At 59.8% G+C, this 16941-nt stretch carries 13 protein-coding genes; 6 read left to right on the top strand and 7 right to left on the bottom strand.

Annotated elements, in window-relative coordinates; genetic code table 11:
- Positions 1-48: 48 nt before the first annotated feature.
- Entirely contained in the window at positions 49-1017 is a 969-nt protein-coding gene (locus ACTQWD_RS05845) for a 3'-5' exonuclease (protein WP_441048241.1), read from the bottom strand.
- A 171-nt stretch (positions 1018-1188) separates the two neighbouring features.
- Here ACTQWD_RS05845 and ACTQWD_RS05840 point away from each other — a divergent pair, with 171 nt between their 5' ends.
- Positions 1189-2271, top strand: coding sequence for a putative manganese transporter (locus ACTQWD_RS05840; protein WP_427719556.1), 1083 nt, complete (start codon positions 1189-1191; stop codon positions 2269-2271).
- Positions 2272-2403: 132 nt separating this feature from the next.
- Here the strand turns inward: ACTQWD_RS05840 and ACTQWD_RS05835 are convergent, their stop codons facing one another.
- A complete protein-coding gene (locus ACTQWD_RS05835; RefSeq protein ID WP_154515742.1) occupies positions 2404-2886 on the bottom strand; it encodes a YaiI/YqxD family protein in 483 nt (160 codons plus the stop codon).
- Complete coding sequence (locus ACTQWD_RS05830) at positions 2887-3489, bottom strand: HdeD family acid-resistance protein (protein ID WP_118099399.1); 603 nt, start codon at positions 3487-3489, stop codon at positions 2887-2889.
- Positions 3490-3722: 233 nt separating this feature from the next.
- Here ACTQWD_RS05830 and ACTQWD_RS05825 point away from each other — a divergent pair, with 233 nt between their 5' ends.
- The 3 genes from ACTQWD_RS05825 to ACTQWD_RS05815 all read left to right on the top strand — a co-directional run bounded on the left by ACTQWD_RS05825 (position 3723) and on the right by ACTQWD_RS05815 (position 5670).
- The gene (locus ACTQWD_RS05825) at positions 3723-4394 is read left to right on the top strand and encodes a nitroreductase family protein (RefSeq protein ID WP_441559498.1); all 672 of its coding nucleotides are present in this window, start codon (positions 3723-3725) and stop codon (positions 4392-4394) included.
- An 80-nt stretch (positions 4395-4474) separates the two neighbouring features.
- Positions 4475-5017, top strand: coding sequence for a histidine phosphatase family protein (locus tag ACTQWD_RS05820; protein ID WP_427747436.1), 543 nt, complete (start codon positions 4475-4477; stop codon positions 5015-5017).
- 17 nt (positions 5018-5034) lie between these two features.
- Positions 5035-5670: a histidine phosphatase family protein gene (locus ACTQWD_RS05815; protein WP_441048236.1), complete on the top strand. Its 636-nt coding sequence runs from the start codon at positions 5035-5037 to the stop codon at positions 5668-5670.
- Positions 5671-5797: 127 nt separating this feature from the next.
- Here ACTQWD_RS05815 and ACTQWD_RS05810 read toward each other — a convergent pair whose 3' ends face one another.
- Positions 5798-6478, bottom strand: a complete 681-nt coding sequence (locus ACTQWD_RS05810; RefSeq protein ID WP_441559497.1) for a DUF1015 family protein — start codon at positions 6476-6478, stop codon at positions 5798-5800.
- 39 nt (positions 6479-6517) lie between these two features.
- Positions 6518-7738, bottom strand: coding sequence for a M20 family metallopeptidase (locus ACTQWD_RS05805; protein ID WP_441559496.1), 1221 nt, complete (start codon positions 7736-7738; stop codon positions 6518-6520).
- 154 nt (positions 7739-7892) lie between these two features.
- Between ACTQWD_RS05805 and ACTQWD_RS05800 the strand changes: the two genes are divergently transcribed.
- Positions 7893-8942, top strand: a complete 1050-nt coding sequence (locus ACTQWD_RS05800; RefSeq protein ID WP_441559495.1) for a hypothetical protein — start codon at positions 7893-7895, stop codon at positions 8940-8942.
- Between the two features lie 347 nt (positions 8943-9289).
- On the opposite strand, the gene ACTQWD_RS05795 is transcribed toward ACTQWD_RS05800, so the two are convergent.
- Positions 9290-10453: a phosphoglycerate dehydrogenase gene (locus ACTQWD_RS05795; protein WP_427747440.1), complete on the bottom strand. Its 1164-nt coding sequence runs from the start codon at positions 10451-10453 to the stop codon at positions 9290-9292.
- Between the two features lie 69 nt (positions 10454-10522).
- Entirely contained in the window at positions 10523-11647 is a 1125-nt protein-coding gene (gene serC, locus ACTQWD_RS05790) for a 3-phosphoserine/phosphohydroxythreonine transaminase (RefSeq protein WP_441559494.1), read from the bottom strand.
- 575 nt (positions 11648-12222) lie between these two features.
- On the opposite strand from serC, the gene ACTQWD_RS05785 reads away from it, so the two are divergent.
- Positions 12223-16938, top strand: coding sequence for a hypothetical protein (locus ACTQWD_RS05785; protein WP_441559493.1), 4716 nt, complete (start codon positions 12223-12225; stop codon positions 16936-16938).
- Positions 16939-16941 lie beyond the last annotated feature (3 nt).

The raw sequence follows: 16941 nt of genomic DNA, 5'->3' as shown, positions 1-16941 counted from the left end.
CTATGGTCCGGCAAGTGTTGCTCGCGAATGGCGCCTCTGCTTGGCAATCTACTTGGCAAACAGGTTCTTGAGGTTGAACTCGGCCTGCACCGTGCGGAGCATGAGGTCGGTGTCGTCGAGGCCCAGGTGCTGCTCGTTGGCGTCGGGCGCGAGGGTGCCGCGACGGCGTGCCCAGTTCTCGAGCGCGGCGGGTGCGGATTCGCGGGGGAGCGAGCGCACGTCGGCGTCCAGGCTGCGGCAGATCTGGCGCGAGTCGATGACGATAATCTTGCCGGCTCGGCGCGCCTCGGCATAGCCGTCCAGATGGATCTTGAACCAGCTGTCCTCAAAGGCGGCGTTGTGCGCCATGTACGGGTATTTCTTCATGAGCTTGAGCAGCTGCTTTTGCAGCTCCTTGTTCTCGCGGAAGGGCGTTTTGCCGTCGATGTCGTCCCAGGTGATGTGATGGATATTCGACAGCGGCACATCTTCGCCGCGGTAGATATCGGGCAGGCCGCAGTAGTGTGCCTCGGCGTCGTGCGGGACGGCGTCGCTGGTGAGCTCCATGATCTCCCAGCCCACGTTGATGATGTAACCGCGCTCGGGTGCACGGCCGGTGGTCTCGATGTCGATGCCGAGCACCGTGCCCTGGATGGGCTTGCGGGCGTACGCCACGCCGAGCGCGTCGCGGTCGCCGCGGATCTCGCGCATGACGGACGCGGCGGTGCGCTTTTGCATCTTGCCGATGGCGGCGCAGGTATCGGCGTCGGACAGGCCGCGCGAAAGCGTCGCGGGCGTCACGTTGCGCAGGCGCGCCTCGCCAATCTGGTCGCATAGGTCGCGGTTGCGGTCGGCCAGGTCGCGCACGGTGGCAAAGTCGAAGCCAGGGTCGCCCTCGGCGGTAAAGTACTCGGTCTCGAGCACCTTGAGGGCCTCTTCGCCTTTTTGACGCTCGGACTCCATGGCGGCGTGATCGCCATAGATGAACATGGGGATAAACGGCTGGCGCTCGTATTCGAGTGCTTGCGAAACGTTCATATACTGCTCCTTGGACGGGCCGCGTCGTGCGGCTCGGGGTCATTGAGATGTGGCGAGATGATAGTTTACCACAGGCAACTATTGGCATCACGCCTAGGACAACTACAATACCCTAGTTGACCGCTAGGACTTTTACAATGCTGCCGAAAGACACGAAAGGTTCCATCCGTCATGGATTTGCTGATTGATATTTTGCTCGACGCCGGCAAGGACACGCTCTCGCTGGTGCCGTTCTTGTTGGTGACATATCTGGCCCTCGAGACGTTAGAGCATGTGGCAGGCGATCGTGTCAACGGCGCCATCAAGCGTGCCGGCGCCGCTGGCCCCGTGGTTGGCTCGTTGCTGGGCATGGTGCCGCAGTGTGGCTTTTCGGCGATGGCGGCAACGCTGTACGCCGGTCGCGTCGTGACGTTGGGCACCCTGGTGGCGGTGTTTCTCTCGACCTCCGACGAGATGCTGCCACTGCTACTTGCCGAGCAGGTTCCCGTGCAGACTATGGCGATGCTTTTGGCTTCGAAGGCGCTGATCGCGCTGGTCACGGGCTTTATCGTGGATGCCGCCATTCGCGGCCTGCGTCGCAACGCCCGTGCTCATGCGGCGATCCGCCGTACCGTGTTGGGAACCGCTGCCAATCCGGCGCACGTTAACTGCGCGCATGACGATCACAGCGGCGGTGACATCATCGACGAGGTGGCCGAGGCGGGCGTGAGCGCCGACCACATCCATGAGCTGTGCGAGCGCGATCATTGCGGTTGTGATGAAGACGAGGACGAGCGTGACCACGGACATGGCCACGACCACGGACACGAGGGCGAGCACGAACACCACCACGGTCACTCCCACTCACACAAAGGCGCGCCTGTCCTGTCGATTATCCGCAGCGCGATTTCGCACACCGTACAGGTTTCGGTATTCATTTTCCTGGTGACGCTGATTCTGGTCGCCGTGCTCGAGACCTTCGGCGAGTCCGCGATCGAGCAGTTCCTGCGCGGCAACGAGACGCTCGCCGTCCTGGGTTCGGCGCTTGTCGGCCTCATTCCCAACTGCTCGGCGAGCGTGGTCATTACGCAGCTGTATCTGGAAGGCGCGCTGCAGCTGGCACCGATGCTCGCCGGTACACTCATTTCTGCCGGCGTGGGTTACCTGGTGCTGTTCCGCACCAACCGCAGCGCCCGCGAAAACGCCGTGTTCCTGGTCATGATGTACGTCATCGGCGCCGGCTGGGGCCTTATCCTTTCCGCCTTTGGCCTCTAAGTAGATGTTTGAGGTATTCCGTAAAAACTGGGGCATGCCTCAAACATCTACCGCCATGACCGGCGTTGGATGCGCGCCAATCGCCAAAACAAAAAGGTAGATTTTTATTCATGTCCCAAAAATCTACCTTGGTTAGCGCAGCAGGTCGGTGAGGTTGCGCTTAAAGCGGGCGCGGTCTTCGCTGGTGAAGGCTGCCGGTCCACGGGTGCGACCGCCGGCGCGGCGCACTTTCTTTTCTTCGTGACGAATAAACAGCTGCATATCGATGGTGGCTTTGTCGTACACGCGCCCGCGCACGCCGATGGCGGCGGCATCGCGACCGAGCACCATGCTCGCCAGGCCAATGTCCTGCGTCACGACCACATCGCCTGCCTGCAGACGCTCGATAATGGCAAAGTCGGCGCTATCGGCGCCTACGCTCACGTCGAGCGTTGTGACCCAAAAGCCACGTCGCGCGTGCTCGGCATCGCGCGGGTCGTCACGGCGAATGTGCCGCTCCAGGTTTTGCGTACTGTTACCGGCAACAACCACGGCAACACCCGCCCGTCGCGCGCAGTCGATCGACTCACGCGTGACCGGGCAGGCGTCGGCATCAATAAACAGCGTTCGCGGCATCTAGTGCACCAGCTTGCCAAAGCGGATAGCGCGAATAACCAGCGTCACGCCAAACACCAGGAGTGCAGCGCCGGTAAAGATGACGAGCATCTTTGCCGACCACAGCGGATAGATGAACACGAACACGCCGGCGATGATGGAGAGCGCGCCGCTCAGGATGGCGAGGGCGCGGTTGGAAGAAAGCTCGGACTCCAGAATCGACATGATGCCCTCGACAATCCAGCCAAAGCCGGCCACGACCACCACAAGCGTGCTGAGCGTCGCGGTCGAAAGCGCCTGGTTGCGCAGGATCACCACGCCGCCCAAGATGATGAGCAGGTTGGCGAGGATGCTCGTGACGCGCCAGCCGGCGGGCAGCAGCGGCTCAAAAATGGCGGTGAACAGCCTGACGCCAGCCGTGATCACAAAGTAGAAGCCCAGTACGGTCGTCAAAAAGACGAGGGTCTTAGCGGGTGCAAACAGCAGCGCGATGCCGGCGATGAGTGCGATGACACCCGTGGCGGCGTAGATCCAGCGCACGGCTTTAATCGCCTTGCCTGCCATGCTTTTCTCGTCAAATCCAAACAGACTCGATTGCTGGTCGTCATTCTTAAAGATGCCCATGAGGCCTCCTTTCCGTGCGGCGTAAGCCGCGATCGTTACAACCAGTATCGCCTAAAGGCGCTGGCGTATGGGCCGGGGAGGGCGAAACGTAACCCAAAGGCCCCGATTTGTTTCCGTTGTTCCCCACGTTGCAATTTTCTATTCAACAGGTGTAGAACATTGCAGCTCTGTTCGTTATTGCCTGCGTTTTAGGTTAGATTTTCCTAAGAACAATTGGCTTTTTGGGGGTCCCTATGAAAGAAGCAGTTCCCGTGGTGCCGTCGAGCGCCGAGTCGATGGCAAAGCAGGGTTGCGAAAAGCTTGGCCTGGATGCGTTTGATGCGCTGGTCCGTCGCGCCCGCACATGCCGCCGTTTTGACGAGTCCATGCGCGTGCCGCGCGAGTTTTTGCTCGAGCTGGCAGAGCTGGCGCACCTGGTCCCCTGTGGCGCCAATGCTCAGCGCTTGCGTTTTCATGTGGTGAGCGGTGCCGAGGACTGCGCTCGCGTGTTTGACGAGCTCGCATGGGCCGGGGCGCTCAAGGACTGGCCGGGTCCTGCCGAGGGCGAGCGTCCGACCGGCTACATTGCAATTCTTGCCGAGCGCACCGTTCCCGGCAAGCCCGCCGCGCCTATCACCGAGGTCGACACGGGCATCGCGGCTCAGACGATGATGCTCGCCGCGCGCAGCGCAACGCCCGAGGTGGCGGCTTGCATGTTCAAGGCCTTTACGCCCCGCGCGATCGATGCGATGGGGCTCGACGGCGACAAGTACGAGCTCAAGCTGATCATGGCCTTTGGCGTGTCGGCCGAGACCCAGGTTATCGACGCGATCGATTCCAACCCCGACGGTTCTATTAATTACTGGCGCGACGAGGCGCAGGTGCATCACGTGCCCAAGCGTCCGCTTGCCGACGTGCTGGTGTAGTTGCGTCGTTGCGGCGCGATCCGGCGGCAAACCACCACAAAGGTGCCTGTCCCCTTTGTGGTGGTGCGAGGGGAGGGCGTGTGTCCGATCTGTATTTGGTTCGGCATGGGCAGACCGAGCTTAACGTGCAGAACATTTTGCAGGGCTGGCAAGACTCGCCGCTCACGGAGCGCGGGCGCGAGCAGGCACTGGCGACGCGCGCGGCGTTTGAGGCGCGCGGTATCTCCTTTGACCACGCGTATTCGTCTCCGTTGGGTCGGGCGCGCCACACGGCCGAGCTGATCGTTGGCGAGGATCTTCCCATAGAGCCGGTCGATGATTTGCGCGAGTGGCGCCTGGGCACGCTGGAGGGCACATCAAATCGCGATATGCCGCCGCAGCCCTGGGGCGATTATCCGGTGGCCTTTGGTGGCGAGTCGGAAGGCGAGCTTCGGGCGCGCATGGTCGCGGCGCTGTCCCGTATTATGGCCCGACCGCAGCACGATCGTGTGCTTGCGGTCTCTCATGGCTCTGCCTGCCAGGAGTTTCTTAGATGCGTGACCGGCGGGGGAGAGCAGCCCGACAACGGTGCCGTTCTTCATTTTGGCTATTGCGACGGGGCGTTTTCGCTCCTTGATTGGTAACGAACGAAGGGACCCCTATGAACAAAGATCTGTATCTGGTCCGTCATGGACAGACAATATTCAACCTTAAACGCATTATTCAGGGATGGAGCGATTCGCCGCTCACGCAGTTGGGCTGCGAGCAGGCGGCGCGTGCCGGCATGTTCTTGCGTGCGCGTGGCGTTGAGCCCGATCACGCCTACACCTCGACGCTGCACCGCACCGAGCAGACTATCGCCAGCCTGTGGCCGGGCCTTGCCTACGAGCGTCTGGATGGCCTGCGCGAGTGGTTCTTTGGCGACTTTGAGGCCGAGCGCGTGATGCTGATGCCCGAGCGTCCGTGGCGTGACTTTTATCGTCAGTTTGGCGGTGAGGGCCAGATGCAGGTACGTGAGCGCATGGTGACGACGTTGACCGATCTTATGCGACGCCCGGACCATTCGTGCGTGCTCGCGGTGAGCCATGCCTCGGCCATCAAGGAGTTTTTGGATCACTCTAGGGGAGCGGCGGCCGACGAGCGCGAGCGCGTGCCGGGCAACTGCTCGGTTCTGCATTTTGCGTTTGACGATGCAACCGATACGTTTGAACTGGTCGAAGTCTTTACGCAGGAGGATTACGCGCGTGAGCTGGGGCTAGAGCCACTCGTGGCGGCAGCGGGCCCGCGGCGTGGGTAGCGCGGGTGCGGCGATGCGGTTTGCCGGCGTAATTGTTTGATGCGAAAGGGGCGGGGATGCATGCGCATGTATCCCCGCCCCTTGCTTGTTGAGCTGCCGAGTCTTTGTGCTGGGCGTTTAGGCCCCGTTAGAACCGTGCGATCTGGTGGGTGAGCAGACCCGTCGGAACCTGCGGCGCGCCGCCGCTGACCTGCGCGGCGGGGAACAGCACGGCCACGGAAAAGTTGAACGGCTCTTTGCCCGTGTAGGTGCCGGCTGCGCGGGCCTCATCGGCCAGCAGCTGCGCCGCCCCTGCCAGCGCGGCAGCGTAGGCGGGGTCGTCGGCCAGTGCCGGCTCCGGTGCCTGATCGAGCATGGCTCGGATGGCGGCAACAGCGTCCTCGCGCTTGACCTCCCATACGCGATGCGTAATGCCGGTGGGGTCGGTGACGGCATAGAGCGACGCGCCCTCTTTGGCGGCGCCCAGGATGATATCCATGACGGGCGAGGCTTCGTAGGCGAGCGACACGGGGCGCGGCTGCACCTTGAGCTCGGCGATTGTACGGGCGGCTGCGGCCGCATCTGCGGAAGCTGCGTCGCCGCCCGTCAGTACGCCGACCGGGCAAATTGCCACAACGCCCGTCACGCGCCCTGGCTCTCCGGAGCATTCGTACACGTAATACGCCGCACCTGGATCCTTGAGCATGAGCCCATCGGCAATCGCACCGCGCAGGGCGTCGTTGCCGCTCAGGATGTCGCCCATCTGCGGCAGCGCCTCGAGCACACGGTCCTGAGCCGGGCGGATGCAGGGAAACGGAAGAGCTTTCATGGACAGTCCTAACGCGCGAGTCGGTTTGTTTGCGGCTTATTATGCCCCAACTTGGCTATTCGCGCCCCAGAGCGTGTTGTCGGCGAGCGCGATCAGCACCCGCTGGCAGCGAACGATATCGGCGTGGGGCACATATTCGTTGGGCTTATGGGCGAGCGCGAGCGAGCCTGGGCCATAGCTCATGCAGTTGCGGTTACCCGTCTTGCCGGCAATGACGGCAGTGTCGGTGTAGCCGGTAAAGAAGCCGACGGTCGCGTCCGCGCCTGTCACGTCATCGGCGGCACGCTTGAGCGCGGCTAGAAGGGGAGAGACCGGATCGCGCTCGATGGCGGGGCGGTCGCCTGTCACGGTATAGCTTCCATGGCAACCGGGGACTGCGGCTTCGGCATCGGCGATGGCCTGCTCTACCATGCGCGTCGCGGCGGCCGTATCGGTCGGCGGCGTCAGGCGCATATCGACCCAGACCTTGGCGCGGTCGGGCACGACATAGGGGCGATAGCCGCCCTCGATCTGTCCAAACGTGATGGTCGAAGCCCCCAGCTCCTCATGTGCGGGCAGCGCCGCAAACGCACGACGAAGCGAGCATACGACTTTGGCCATGGCGGCGACGGCATCCGCGCCCTTCCAGGGCTGGCTCGCATGCGCCGTGACGCCGGTCATCTCGATCTCGAACCACGTGCGACCTTTGTGCGCCACCTGAATCTGTCCGTCGGTGGGCTCGGTGTCCAGCACCCATTCGCGCGAGCCGACCCAGCCGGCATCGATGGCGGCCTCGGAGCCGCGCATAAAGTCCTCTTCGTCGACCGAGCAAATAAGCGAGAAGCCGCGGTGGGGCAGCTCGCCATCCGCCGCCACGCGCTCGAGCGTATGGACCAGTGCGGCAATGGCGCAGGCCAGACCGCCCTTCATGTCGCAGGCGCCGCGGCCATAGAGTTTGTCGTCTCGCACGGTCGCCCCGAGTGGCGGTGTGTCCGCGTTCCAGCCATCTCCTAGGGTGACGGTGTCCATATGGCAGATATAGACCAGCCGCGCCTCGTCGCTCACACCCGGTACGGTGACCATAAGGTTGCGGCGCCCGGGGAGTACTTCGAACTCTGCAAACTGGACGGCATCGAGCGCAGGACTATCAAGCTGCGCCAGCTGCTGTTCAATGAGCCTCTTAATGAAGTGTTCGATCTCGCCCTCATAGGCGCCCGGGTCCGAGCTATCAATCTTCACGAGCTCCTGCGTAAGCCCCCAGGCAAAGTTCTCATCAACCATATGCAACCTCACAATCAGTTTGCTTCCAAAACCGATTGTAAGCCACCTGGAAGATTCGCGACGTGTGCGTAGCAGTATTAACCGTTCGCAGGCCGAGCCATCGCGTTTGGCGGCCGGGCAGGCTCACAAACGGCGCAGTGGGTACGTAGCCTTTATGGACGACATGCTGTGCGACATATCTGCCTTTCGGTATCACCGGATACCTCCACAGGTCTTGGCAATAATGCCGGACCTGCCCGATTCTGCGGACGATCCGCGCAGGGAGCATCTTTGTGAGCACCCGCTCGTCAAGCATTTCCTGGGCACTCCGCTACACGTGTTGGCGCAGGGCGTCTGCGGGCGCAAGGGCGGTCGAATTGTCAGGCATGTCTGGAACGGGGAGAGGCCGTTTGGCTCCGTGCGACAGACAGAGTTTGGCCTTGATGTTGCGTCCCCGCTCTTTACCCTGCTGACCATGGCTTCCTCGGTCTCAAATGAGCGCCTGATCATGTGCATGTATGAGATGTGCGGCACCTTTGCCGTGTGCAAGATTGCGCCTCAGGTAAAGTCGGCACTTGAGCAGGCATATGGGAGCCGGTGGGGTGACGCACGGTTGGGCTGGGAAAACGTAAAGGATGCCTCGGGGAATCCAACGGACTTGTGGAAGCGACCTCCCTTGATTGAACTCTCTGAACTTACAGAATTCGCCAATAAGATCCAGGGGCTCCGCGGTGCTAAATCGTTCACGCGTGCCGCGAAATGCATTACGGGGGTTGTGGCATCGCCGCTCGAGGTCCAGGCTTCGATGCTGTTTGGCCTTACGAGGTTGCGCGGCGGCGAAGGGCTGCGCCTTACCAATAACGTTGAGATTCGCATGACGCGCAGCGCCCGCCTGATTTCGGGGCTTGATAGGCGCTACGCCGATATCCTGCTGTCAAATAAGGACGGCAGCAGAGAGTGCCTGGTTGAATGTCAAGGTAAAGCCATTCACGGATCCATAGAATCCAAGATCTCGGACTCCGATCGAACGACGGCCCTTCAAGCGATGGGATATCCTGTCGTTCTGATGACCTATGGTCAGCTGGTCGACTCCGATGCCTTCCGCGTGGTGATGGAACTCATCATGTCCTATCTCGATGTGCCGTTGAAAGACAAGACGCCGCGGCAGCAGGAGCTCGAACGGCGGCTTCGTGAGGAGATTTTTATCGATTGGGCGGGAATGTAGCCGTGCGGGTGGAAAACGGTCGCGTGAGCTAGGGTTTGGTTACGAAAAGGCTTCAGTTGCTCTTTGAAATAGGCTTTAAAAACGCTACCCAGAACAAGTTATTTCGGAAAATGGACAGTCAACTTAAATTTGGCATATAGAGATCGATTTTTACCTACTAAAACCACTGATAAAGCTGTTTATCAGAGTAGGTGCGCTCAGTGATTTGGGCATGACTGTCGATTATCCGAAATAACTTGTTCTGGGTAGCACTTTTCCAGCCGTCGGGAACAACGAAATTCGCCCCCATTTCGTTAAAACGGGGGCGAATAGACTTCGTGGCTTGTCTGGCAGGCTTGGCGCCGACGCTACTTGATCACGCGTACGCGATACATCGACGGAATCTGCTTGAGCGCCTCGATGGTGCTGCTGTCCAGGTGCTCGTCGGTGTCGAACATGGTGTAGGCGTTCTCGCCGGCGGACTCGTTGGTCATGCGCTGCACGTTGGCGTTGTCCTTGGCCAGGATGGCCGTGATCTGGCCGATCATGTTGGGCACGTTGGCGTGCAGACAGGCGATGCGGCTTGCGGCGCGCGCCTTGCCCATGCTGCAGGCGGGGTAGTTGACGCTGTGCGCGATGTTGCCGTTCTCCAGGTAATCCTTGAGCTCGCTGATGGCCATATCGGCGCAGTTGGCCTCGGCCTCGCCGGTGCCGGCGCCCGAGTGCGTGGTGATAAACGTATTGGGCATCTTGACGGTCTTGGGCGTGGCAAAGTCGCAGCTAAACCAGCTCAGCTTGCCCTCGCGCAGGGCGGCGTCAACGGCGTCCTCGTCAATGATGGTCTCGCGCGCGTAGTTGATGAGCACGGCGCCCGGGGCCAGCAGGTCGATCTGCTCGGTACTGATCATGCCGATGGTGTCGGCCTTGCTGGGCACGTGCACGGTGAGGTAGTCGCAGCCGCGGCAGAGGTCCTCGAGCGTGCCCACGCGCTGCACCTCGCGGCTCAGCACCCACGCGTGCTCGACGGAAATGAACGGATCGTAGCCGTAGACGTCCATGCCCAGGTCGACGCAGGCGTTGGCGACCTTGGAACCCACGTTGCCCAGACCGATGACGCCGATGCGCTTGCCCTTGAGCTCACGGCCCACAAAGGCCTTCTTGGCCTTCTCGGCATCGACCTGAATCTCGGGGTCGTCGGCGTTGTCGCGCACCCAGTTCATCGACTGCACCACGCCGCGGCTCGAAAGCACCAGCATGCCCAGGACGAGCTCCTTGACGGCGTTGCTGTTGGCGCCGGGGGAGTTAAAGACGACGACGCCCTTCTTGGCGTACTCCTCGACGGGGATGTTGTTGACGCCGGCGCCGCAGCGGGCGATGGCGCGGATGCCCTCGGGCAGCTCGTAGCCGTGCAGGTCGGTGGAGCGCATCAGGATGGCGTCGGCCTCCTCGGCGGTGCCCACAAACTCGTAGCCCTCGCCAAACTCGACCTTGCCGTCTTTGGTTATGTCGTCGATGGTTTTGATCTTGCGCATGAAAAACTCCTTAGCGGGTTTGTTTATAACAAGTGGTTTGAAGTGGCTGGTCGGCCCGCGGGTTGCGGGCTAGTTAGATCGCGGACTCAAACTATGCTGCGCTTCGAAGTCCTTCATGTACGAGGCCAGTGCCTTCACATCTTCCATGGTTACGGCGTTGTAGACGCTCGCGCGCATACCGCCCACCAGGCGATGGCCCTTGACGTTTTGAATCTGGTGCTCGGCCGCGCCTGCGACAAAGGCCGCGTCGAGATCGGCGTCGCCGGTGCGGAAAGTGACGTTGGCGATGGAGCGGCTGCCGGCCTGCGTGGTGCCATGGAACAGCTCGCTGTGCTCGAGCAGGTCGTAGAGCAGGTTGGCCTTGGCCCAGTTGCGCTCGGCCATGGCAGCTAGTCCGCCGGTTTGCTCCACCCAGCGGAATACCTTGCCGCATACGTAGATGCCAAAGGTGTTGGGCGTGTTGAGCATCGAGCCCTTGGCGGCCTGGGTCTTAAGGTCCAGGTACTGCGGCGTCTGCGCAAAGGCTGGGCCATCGGCGATGAGGTCGTCGCGCACGATAACCACGGTCACGCCCGCGGCGCCGGCGTTTTTCTGCGCGCCGGCGTAAATGAGCCCGTAGCGCTCAACGTCGAGCGGCTGCGACAGAAAACAGCTCGAGACATCGGCGACCAGCGGCACATCGCCGCAAGCGGGCAGCTCGTGGTACATGGTGCCAAAGATGGTGTTGTTCTGGCAGATGTAGACGTAGTCGAGCCCGTCGCCCGCGGCCTCGGCGGCAATGCGCGCGTTTATGTCGGCCATGGCGGGAATGCGGTCGAAATTGGTGTCCTCGGAGCTCGCGAGCAGCACGGCCTCGCCGTACTTGGCGGCCTCCTTGTACGCCTTGTTGGCGAAGTTGCCGGTCACGACGTAGCCGGCGCGGCCGCGGCGCATGAGGTTCATGGGGATGCCCGCAAACTGCAGCGTGGCGCCGCCCTGCAAAAACAGGACACGGTAGTTGTCGGGGATGCTCAGCAGGCGGCGCAGGGTTGCCTCGGCGTCGTCGATGATCTGCTGGTACATGCTAGATCGATGGCTCATCTCGAGCACGGACATGCCGCAACCGCGGTAGTCCATCATCTCGTCGGCGATCTCGGCGAGCACGCTTGTAGGCAGCGCGGCCGGGCCAGCTGAGAAGTTGTGCATACGTGCCATCTTCTAGTTCCCCTCGTAGTCGTTTGAACGTTCGGGATACTTTAGCACAGTGGAGCGCCAGGCGCGACCGCATCACGGTAAAACTCGACTGCGCCGCTATGATTTACAGGATGGTTACATGGGGGAGGGGTGACCTTACCTGATGGCTCGCATCCGATCTGCCTCTGCTTTTGCTTGTTTCCAAGGACGCATGCGGCCGTTGACAAGGTCAGCTGGGGCTAAACGGTCTTGCCATTACGGACTCCTGAAGATGTGCGGACAAGTTGAGACGCGTGAGATGCGTGGCGCGTCCGCGCGACAGGTCCATTTTAATTGCCTTGGTGCCAAGGAAAATGAAAGGTCCTTCAGGCGTGCGCGATCGCCGTTCACCGATTAAAGCTGCCGCTCATCTGCATATGCACAGTTGATTTATTGCACAACAAAATGTTGCTAAACAAAAACGTTCGCAAGTGGCGTATGAAGTAATCATTGGCATAATTCTTCCTTTTTTTCCAATACAGCTAGTGGGTTGTTTGGGGAATATCGGGGGTCGTTTCTGTATGGACAACAATGCTGTGAGTGCAATAAACATTTCAATGGACGTAGACGCGTACTACGAGTCGCTCATTCTGGATGCGGTCGCGCAGGCCGATGCCCCACTGCACGATGCGCTGGTGCGCTCGAGCGTGTATCGCACCATCAATGACTCATACGAACGTGCACTAGCCCAACTAGTTATGAACGGCGAACTTTTATACGCTAACGGCGAGTACAGCATGGCGCCCGGTGCGGCCAAGGAGGTGGCGGAACCCGCAGGGGAGCCGGTGGCTGCTGATGCCATTGAGCTTGAGGCTGTTAAAAGCGAAGGTGCCGAGGGCGAAAACACTGGGGACGAGGATGTTGACGGCACCGTTGTTGATGACGAAAACGTTGAGTCTGAAGAGGCTGCGCCTGAGGCCGTTGAGTGCGATGACGAAGAGCCCGAAGCCGCAGAGCCTGAGACACTTGAGCGCGCGGCGGCTGCGCCGTGGGCCGACGACGCCGATATTGTAGAGCCCGAAGCGGTTGAATCCGTTACTCCTGAGGACTCTGCACCTAAGGCTTACGGTCCCATCTCGTTGCGTGCAGATTCGACCCTTGTGCAGTTGAAGGTTAATGAGCGCAGCTGGCCTATTCCCGTTGCCGTGGGTGTTTCGTATGACAAGAAACCGGCCGATGGTTTGTCCCTCATGGGATATGAACTGCCGACGGAGCCTGCAGAGGTGGCGGACGAGCAGCAGGAGTCGGCACAGGTCGAGCGTCCCGAGCTTGCGCTGTCCTCTGAGCCCCAGCAGCTGGTCATTTCCTTCTCTGACAACATTGAGGCTGCGAAGGCTGTCTCTGAGCCCGAGTCCGCCTCTGGGCCCGTGCAGCCTGGGCTCTCGCTCGAACCCGAGCTCGAGCCTGCAAATGGGCGCATGTCCGTTGAAGGGCCTGCGCCTGTTGAAGGGCCTGCGCCTGTTGAAGAGCCTGTTTCCGAACCCGAACCCGAACCCGAACCCGAACCCGAACCCGAACCCGAACCAGAGGCTGAGCCCGTTGAAGCCGCCGTCAACAAGCTCGAGCGTCCCAAGTACCTGAGCGGTTGGGATGACCCGCGCTGCGTGTTCGACAGCGAGACTCAAGTCGCCTTTCTCGATAAACAGAATATTCGCGATGTGTTTGGCCTTGTGCGAGAGTTGGGAGGACTGTCGGGGGCGAGTCTTCGCGTTGCATTTGAGCAAAGGCTCGAGTCATTTGCATTGCCGCTTTCTCCGCAGTATCGCGCGCAAGCGTCGGAGCTCGGCAAACTTTCGGGCAACGACAATTTTGCGTTTGATGTATTTGGGAACCTGCGCAGCATCGGGCGCGACTGCCGCATCTATGCGAACGTTAAGGGTCCGATCACCGAAGCGTTGAGCATGGTCTATACAAGTGAGGGCGAACCGTTGTCGCTGTGGAACCTTCCAATTACGCCGACACTTCAGCGCAAATTAAAACGGAATTTGAAGATTAATAACCTTCCCGAACTGCTCATGCACAACAGGGTGGAGCTTCGAGCGGGCGGTCTTGTCACACAGGAGATACATTCGATTAACGATGCCTTGAATGACTGGTCATCGGGACGTTTGCAATTAGGGAAAACCGAGCACGATATGAAGCTTGCCCGTCTGTCGGCAATAGGTGGATGGTACCCGGCACCCCAAACTCCATTCGACCGCATCGAGACAGTTAACAGATTTGCCGATGAGGCCATCGTGCGCCTGCAGCAGGAAGACTTGGTCGTGAACATTCCCTCGTTCCGCCTTCTCTTTTGTACCAGGCTAGCGGGGAAGCTCGCAGAAGGAAGAAATAAAGAGGCTGCTGCGAGCTCAACGCTTGCGGCATTTAAAGGGGAATACCCCGCCTATAATGCCGCTATTAAAACGTTTGAGCGTCTGGACTATGCGTCGGCTTGCCAGCACGTAGATATTGATATGGCTAATGAAATATCTACGTGCGAGAATGAAAATCCCGGAGATACTACCATTGGATCGGGCACTCGCGCTCAATCCAATACTGTGCCGGCCGGGTCTCTCGAGCCCCGTTTCGAGGGACATTCTTGCAAGGCAGGCCAGCTCGAATTTCAGAACATTACGGTGGAAGAAGCCCTCGAGCAGGTCTTTGACCGTAGGGCGGTAAACTTTAACAGGTGGTTTTCCGACCTTCAGTACGAGGACCGCATTCTTCTCGCTTACATGCTCATTGAGGATAAGCCCGAAAAATGGGTCGGTAACATTAACAAGTCTCCTGAGTATATTCGGGAGCGTTCTGATTTGCTCATGGCGGGGCGTCCGCGATTTGACATAGATGCATTTGGTCCGCTCTTTAAGACATACGAACTGTCTGCCGAGGAGTTTTACGAATTAACGCAGACTGCTCAGCCTGCTTTCCTGTATATGATTCGTGTCTACGGGCAGGGTGTTATTCCGCTTAAATACGCAGGGGTTGATAACGATCTGGAGCCGTCCATTCGTCAGGTGGTTCGTGCGTATTTAGCTTTTGCGGCAACCGAAAAGAATAATTGCCATGTAGAACAAAGAGACAATTTTGCTCGATACGCTGCAACTCCGGCTTTCAAGCCAGAGGTCAAAACAAAACGCGTTTTCGAGTCCAAGCCAGTGCTAAAGCCTGAACCTAAGGCCGTGTCGACGCAGGCTTCTAAGCTTGATCCGACCCCCTCACTAGTGCCCGAGTCCGAGCCGTCGCCCAAGATCGCCGCTGCCCCCGAGTCCGCTCCCGCCCCGGCTCCGGTACAACCGGCAAAGCCCTTCACCAGCAAAATCGAAGACCTTACCAAGAAAGGCCCCATGTCCATCGAGGCGTGGCTGGCGTTGCTGCCCAGCGATGATGCCGACCTGTTGCGCTGGATCTTTAGCGATAAGCCGCTTATGGATTACCCGCACAAGCCCGCCGGTCTTGGTCCGCTTCGCCAGCGTCGTGCCGACCTGCTGTGTAATCGGCCGCACCTCGACGAGGACAAATTCGCCCCGTTGTACCAGCGTTATGACCTTACCGAGGATGCGTTCTGCAAGATCACGCAGGCATCCCCGATGACTTTTGGCTACCTGAAAGCCGTTAAGGTATCGAACAAGTTTAGCCTCCGCCTTGCCGCCAACGATCACTCGTTGCCGCAGGAATGGCGTGATAGGGCGGCGCAGCTGAATCGTCATTCTTCTGCCGGCGTGCTCCGAACGCCCGTAAGTGTCGAGAGGGACAACACCTCCCAGCTCGAGCAGATCGCGCGTAAAAAACTGGGCAACTTCTCCACGCGCAGCGTCGCGCTGCGTGCCTTTGCCGAGTCTGGAGCCGTTGATGAGTATCACGACCTTAAAGATTTCCGCAACAGGTACCAGCTGTTTTTGGAAGACAACAAGTGCGGTTACAAACAGATGCTTTCGTTGCCTTCCGAGGACATCAGATGTCTTAACGAGCTGCGTGGCACGCACATGTTCCTGGTGGCGCGCGCCAATAAGATCCGCGCCTACAAGGTCGACAGCCGCTTTACGTCCGAGTTGCGTCAGATCCTGACGCTCGCCGTGGGGCGCAATATCGAGTGCGGCGCGGGCCTCATCCTACGCGAGAATCAGGAGCTGTGTGACCTCTACGACGTTCGCGACGACGAGGAGCTCTACGAGATTATCCGCTCATTTGTGCGTCCGGGTTCGGTGCCCGGCTTGGAAATGGGCTCGATGCCGCTGATTCGCCTCGGCAAAACGGACCGTAAAAACCAAATGCTCGATGTGCTGCGCGACGCGGGCACCGAGCTGTCGCGCGAGGAGTTTGCCCAGCGCTATGCGGACAAGTACTGCGTGGAAACGAGGACGGTCCGCGGCAACTACCTGCGCGACATGAACGCATATCTGCGCAACGGCCGCTACTCGTATGTCGAGAGCAACCTTACGGACGAGCAGCAGCAGTTCATCAAAGATATGGTGACCGAGGACTACGTCTCGCTACCGTATGTCGCAGCGAGTTTTGCTGCCAAGTTTGGTACCGCATCCGGGCGACTCATTAACGATCAGTCACTGGCGCCTCTTGGTCTGGAAATCTCCAGGGACCTGATAGTCAAGGAAGGCGTGGACCTGCGTCAGTCGTTTACGAACCTGCTTATGTCACGCGACAGCTTTGCCTACGGTTCCCCGGGCTTTGGCGACGAGGTCATCAACCATCCGGAATTTAGGAATGCCATTACGCCGCTGCTGCGCAACTTTACCTTTATCGAGTGCAACCACGATTCGTTTATTTCGCTCAAGCGGCTGAACGAATCGACAGGTATTCGACGTATTGACCTGGGCAGCTACGCGTATTCCCTGTTTGCCTGCACAGAGCCTGACGTGCCGTTTACGGTGACGAGCCTGCGTAAGCAGGGCTTTATGCATAAGCTCCATGCCGTGGTCGATGAATGTGGTTTTGACAATACGTTTTATGACTCAATCGTTCTGTACGGCCTGGCTCATGAGCAAATAAGGCGTACCCGCTTTAGCGGAGTTTACATGTTCTGTCGCAAGGAGGGGGCGTTTTCGTCGGGCGACGCGGTCGAATACGTCGTGAGGCAAAAGGGGCCTATCGAGGTGGGGGACCTGATCGATGCGTTCCAGGATGACTACGGCGTCGTAATAACCGCAGCCGATATTAACCGAGCCGTCCAGGACAAGGGGCTGTTCTACAACGAGGACCTCGACATGGTCATGCTCAGCAAAAGGATGAACGCAGAATACCTGCGCGAGCTGTATATCAAAAACAACCAATAGGAG

The sequence above is a fragment of the Collinsella sp. LCP19S3_B6 genome (assembly GCF_052121815.1).
In the GTDB taxonomy this organism is placed as follows: Bacteria; Actinomycetota; Coriobacteriia; order Coriobacteriales; family Coriobacteriaceae; genus Collinsella.
This window is presented reverse-complemented; position numbering and strand designations above follow the sequence as displayed.

Coding starts and splice junctions, on each gene's coding strand:
- ACTQWD_RS05845 (WP_441048241.1), bottom strand. CDS start 1,017: ATGAACGTTTCGCAAGCACTCGAATACGAGCGCCAGCCGTTTATCCCC.
- ACTQWD_RS05840 (WP_427719556.1), top strand. CDS start 1,189: ATGGATTTGCTGATTGATATTTTGCTCGACGCCGGCAAGGACACGCTC.
- ACTQWD_RS05835 (WP_154515742.1), bottom strand. CDS start 2,886: ATGCCGCGAACGCTGTTTATTGATGCCGACGCCTGCCCGGTCACGCGT.
- ACTQWD_RS05830 (WP_118099399.1), bottom strand. CDS start 3,489: ATGGGCATCTTTAAGAATGACGACCAGCAATCGAGTCTGTTTGGATTT.
- ACTQWD_RS05825 (WP_441559498.1), top strand. CDS start 3,723: ATGAAAGAAGCAGTTCCCGTGGTGCCGTCGAGCGCCGAGTCGATGGCA.
- ACTQWD_RS05815 (WP_441048236.1), top strand. CDS start 5,035: ATGAACAAAGATCTGTATCTGGTCCGTCATGGACAGACAATATTCAAC.
- ACTQWD_RS05810 (WP_441559497.1), bottom strand. CDS start 6,478: ATGAAAGCTCTTCCGTTTCCCTGCATCCGCCCGGCTCAGGACCGTGTG.
- ACTQWD_RS05805 (WP_441559496.1), bottom strand. CDS start 7,738: ATGGTTGATGAGAACTTTGCCTGGGGGCTTACGCAGGAGCTCGTGAAG.
- ACTQWD_RS05800 (WP_441559495.1), top strand. CDS start 7,893: ATGGACGACATGCTGTGCGACATATCTGCCTTTCGGTATCACCGGATA.
- ACTQWD_RS05795 (WP_427747440.1), bottom strand. CDS start 10,453: ATGCGCAAGATCAAAACCATCGACGACATAACCAAAGACGGCAAGGTC.
- serC (WP_441559494.1), bottom strand. CDS start 11,647: ATGGCACGTATGCACAACTTCTCAGCTGGCCCGGCCGCGCTGCCTACA.
- ACTQWD_RS05785 (WP_441559493.1), top strand. CDS start 12,223: ATGGACGTAGACGCGTACTACGAGTCGCTCATTCTGGATGCGGTCGCG.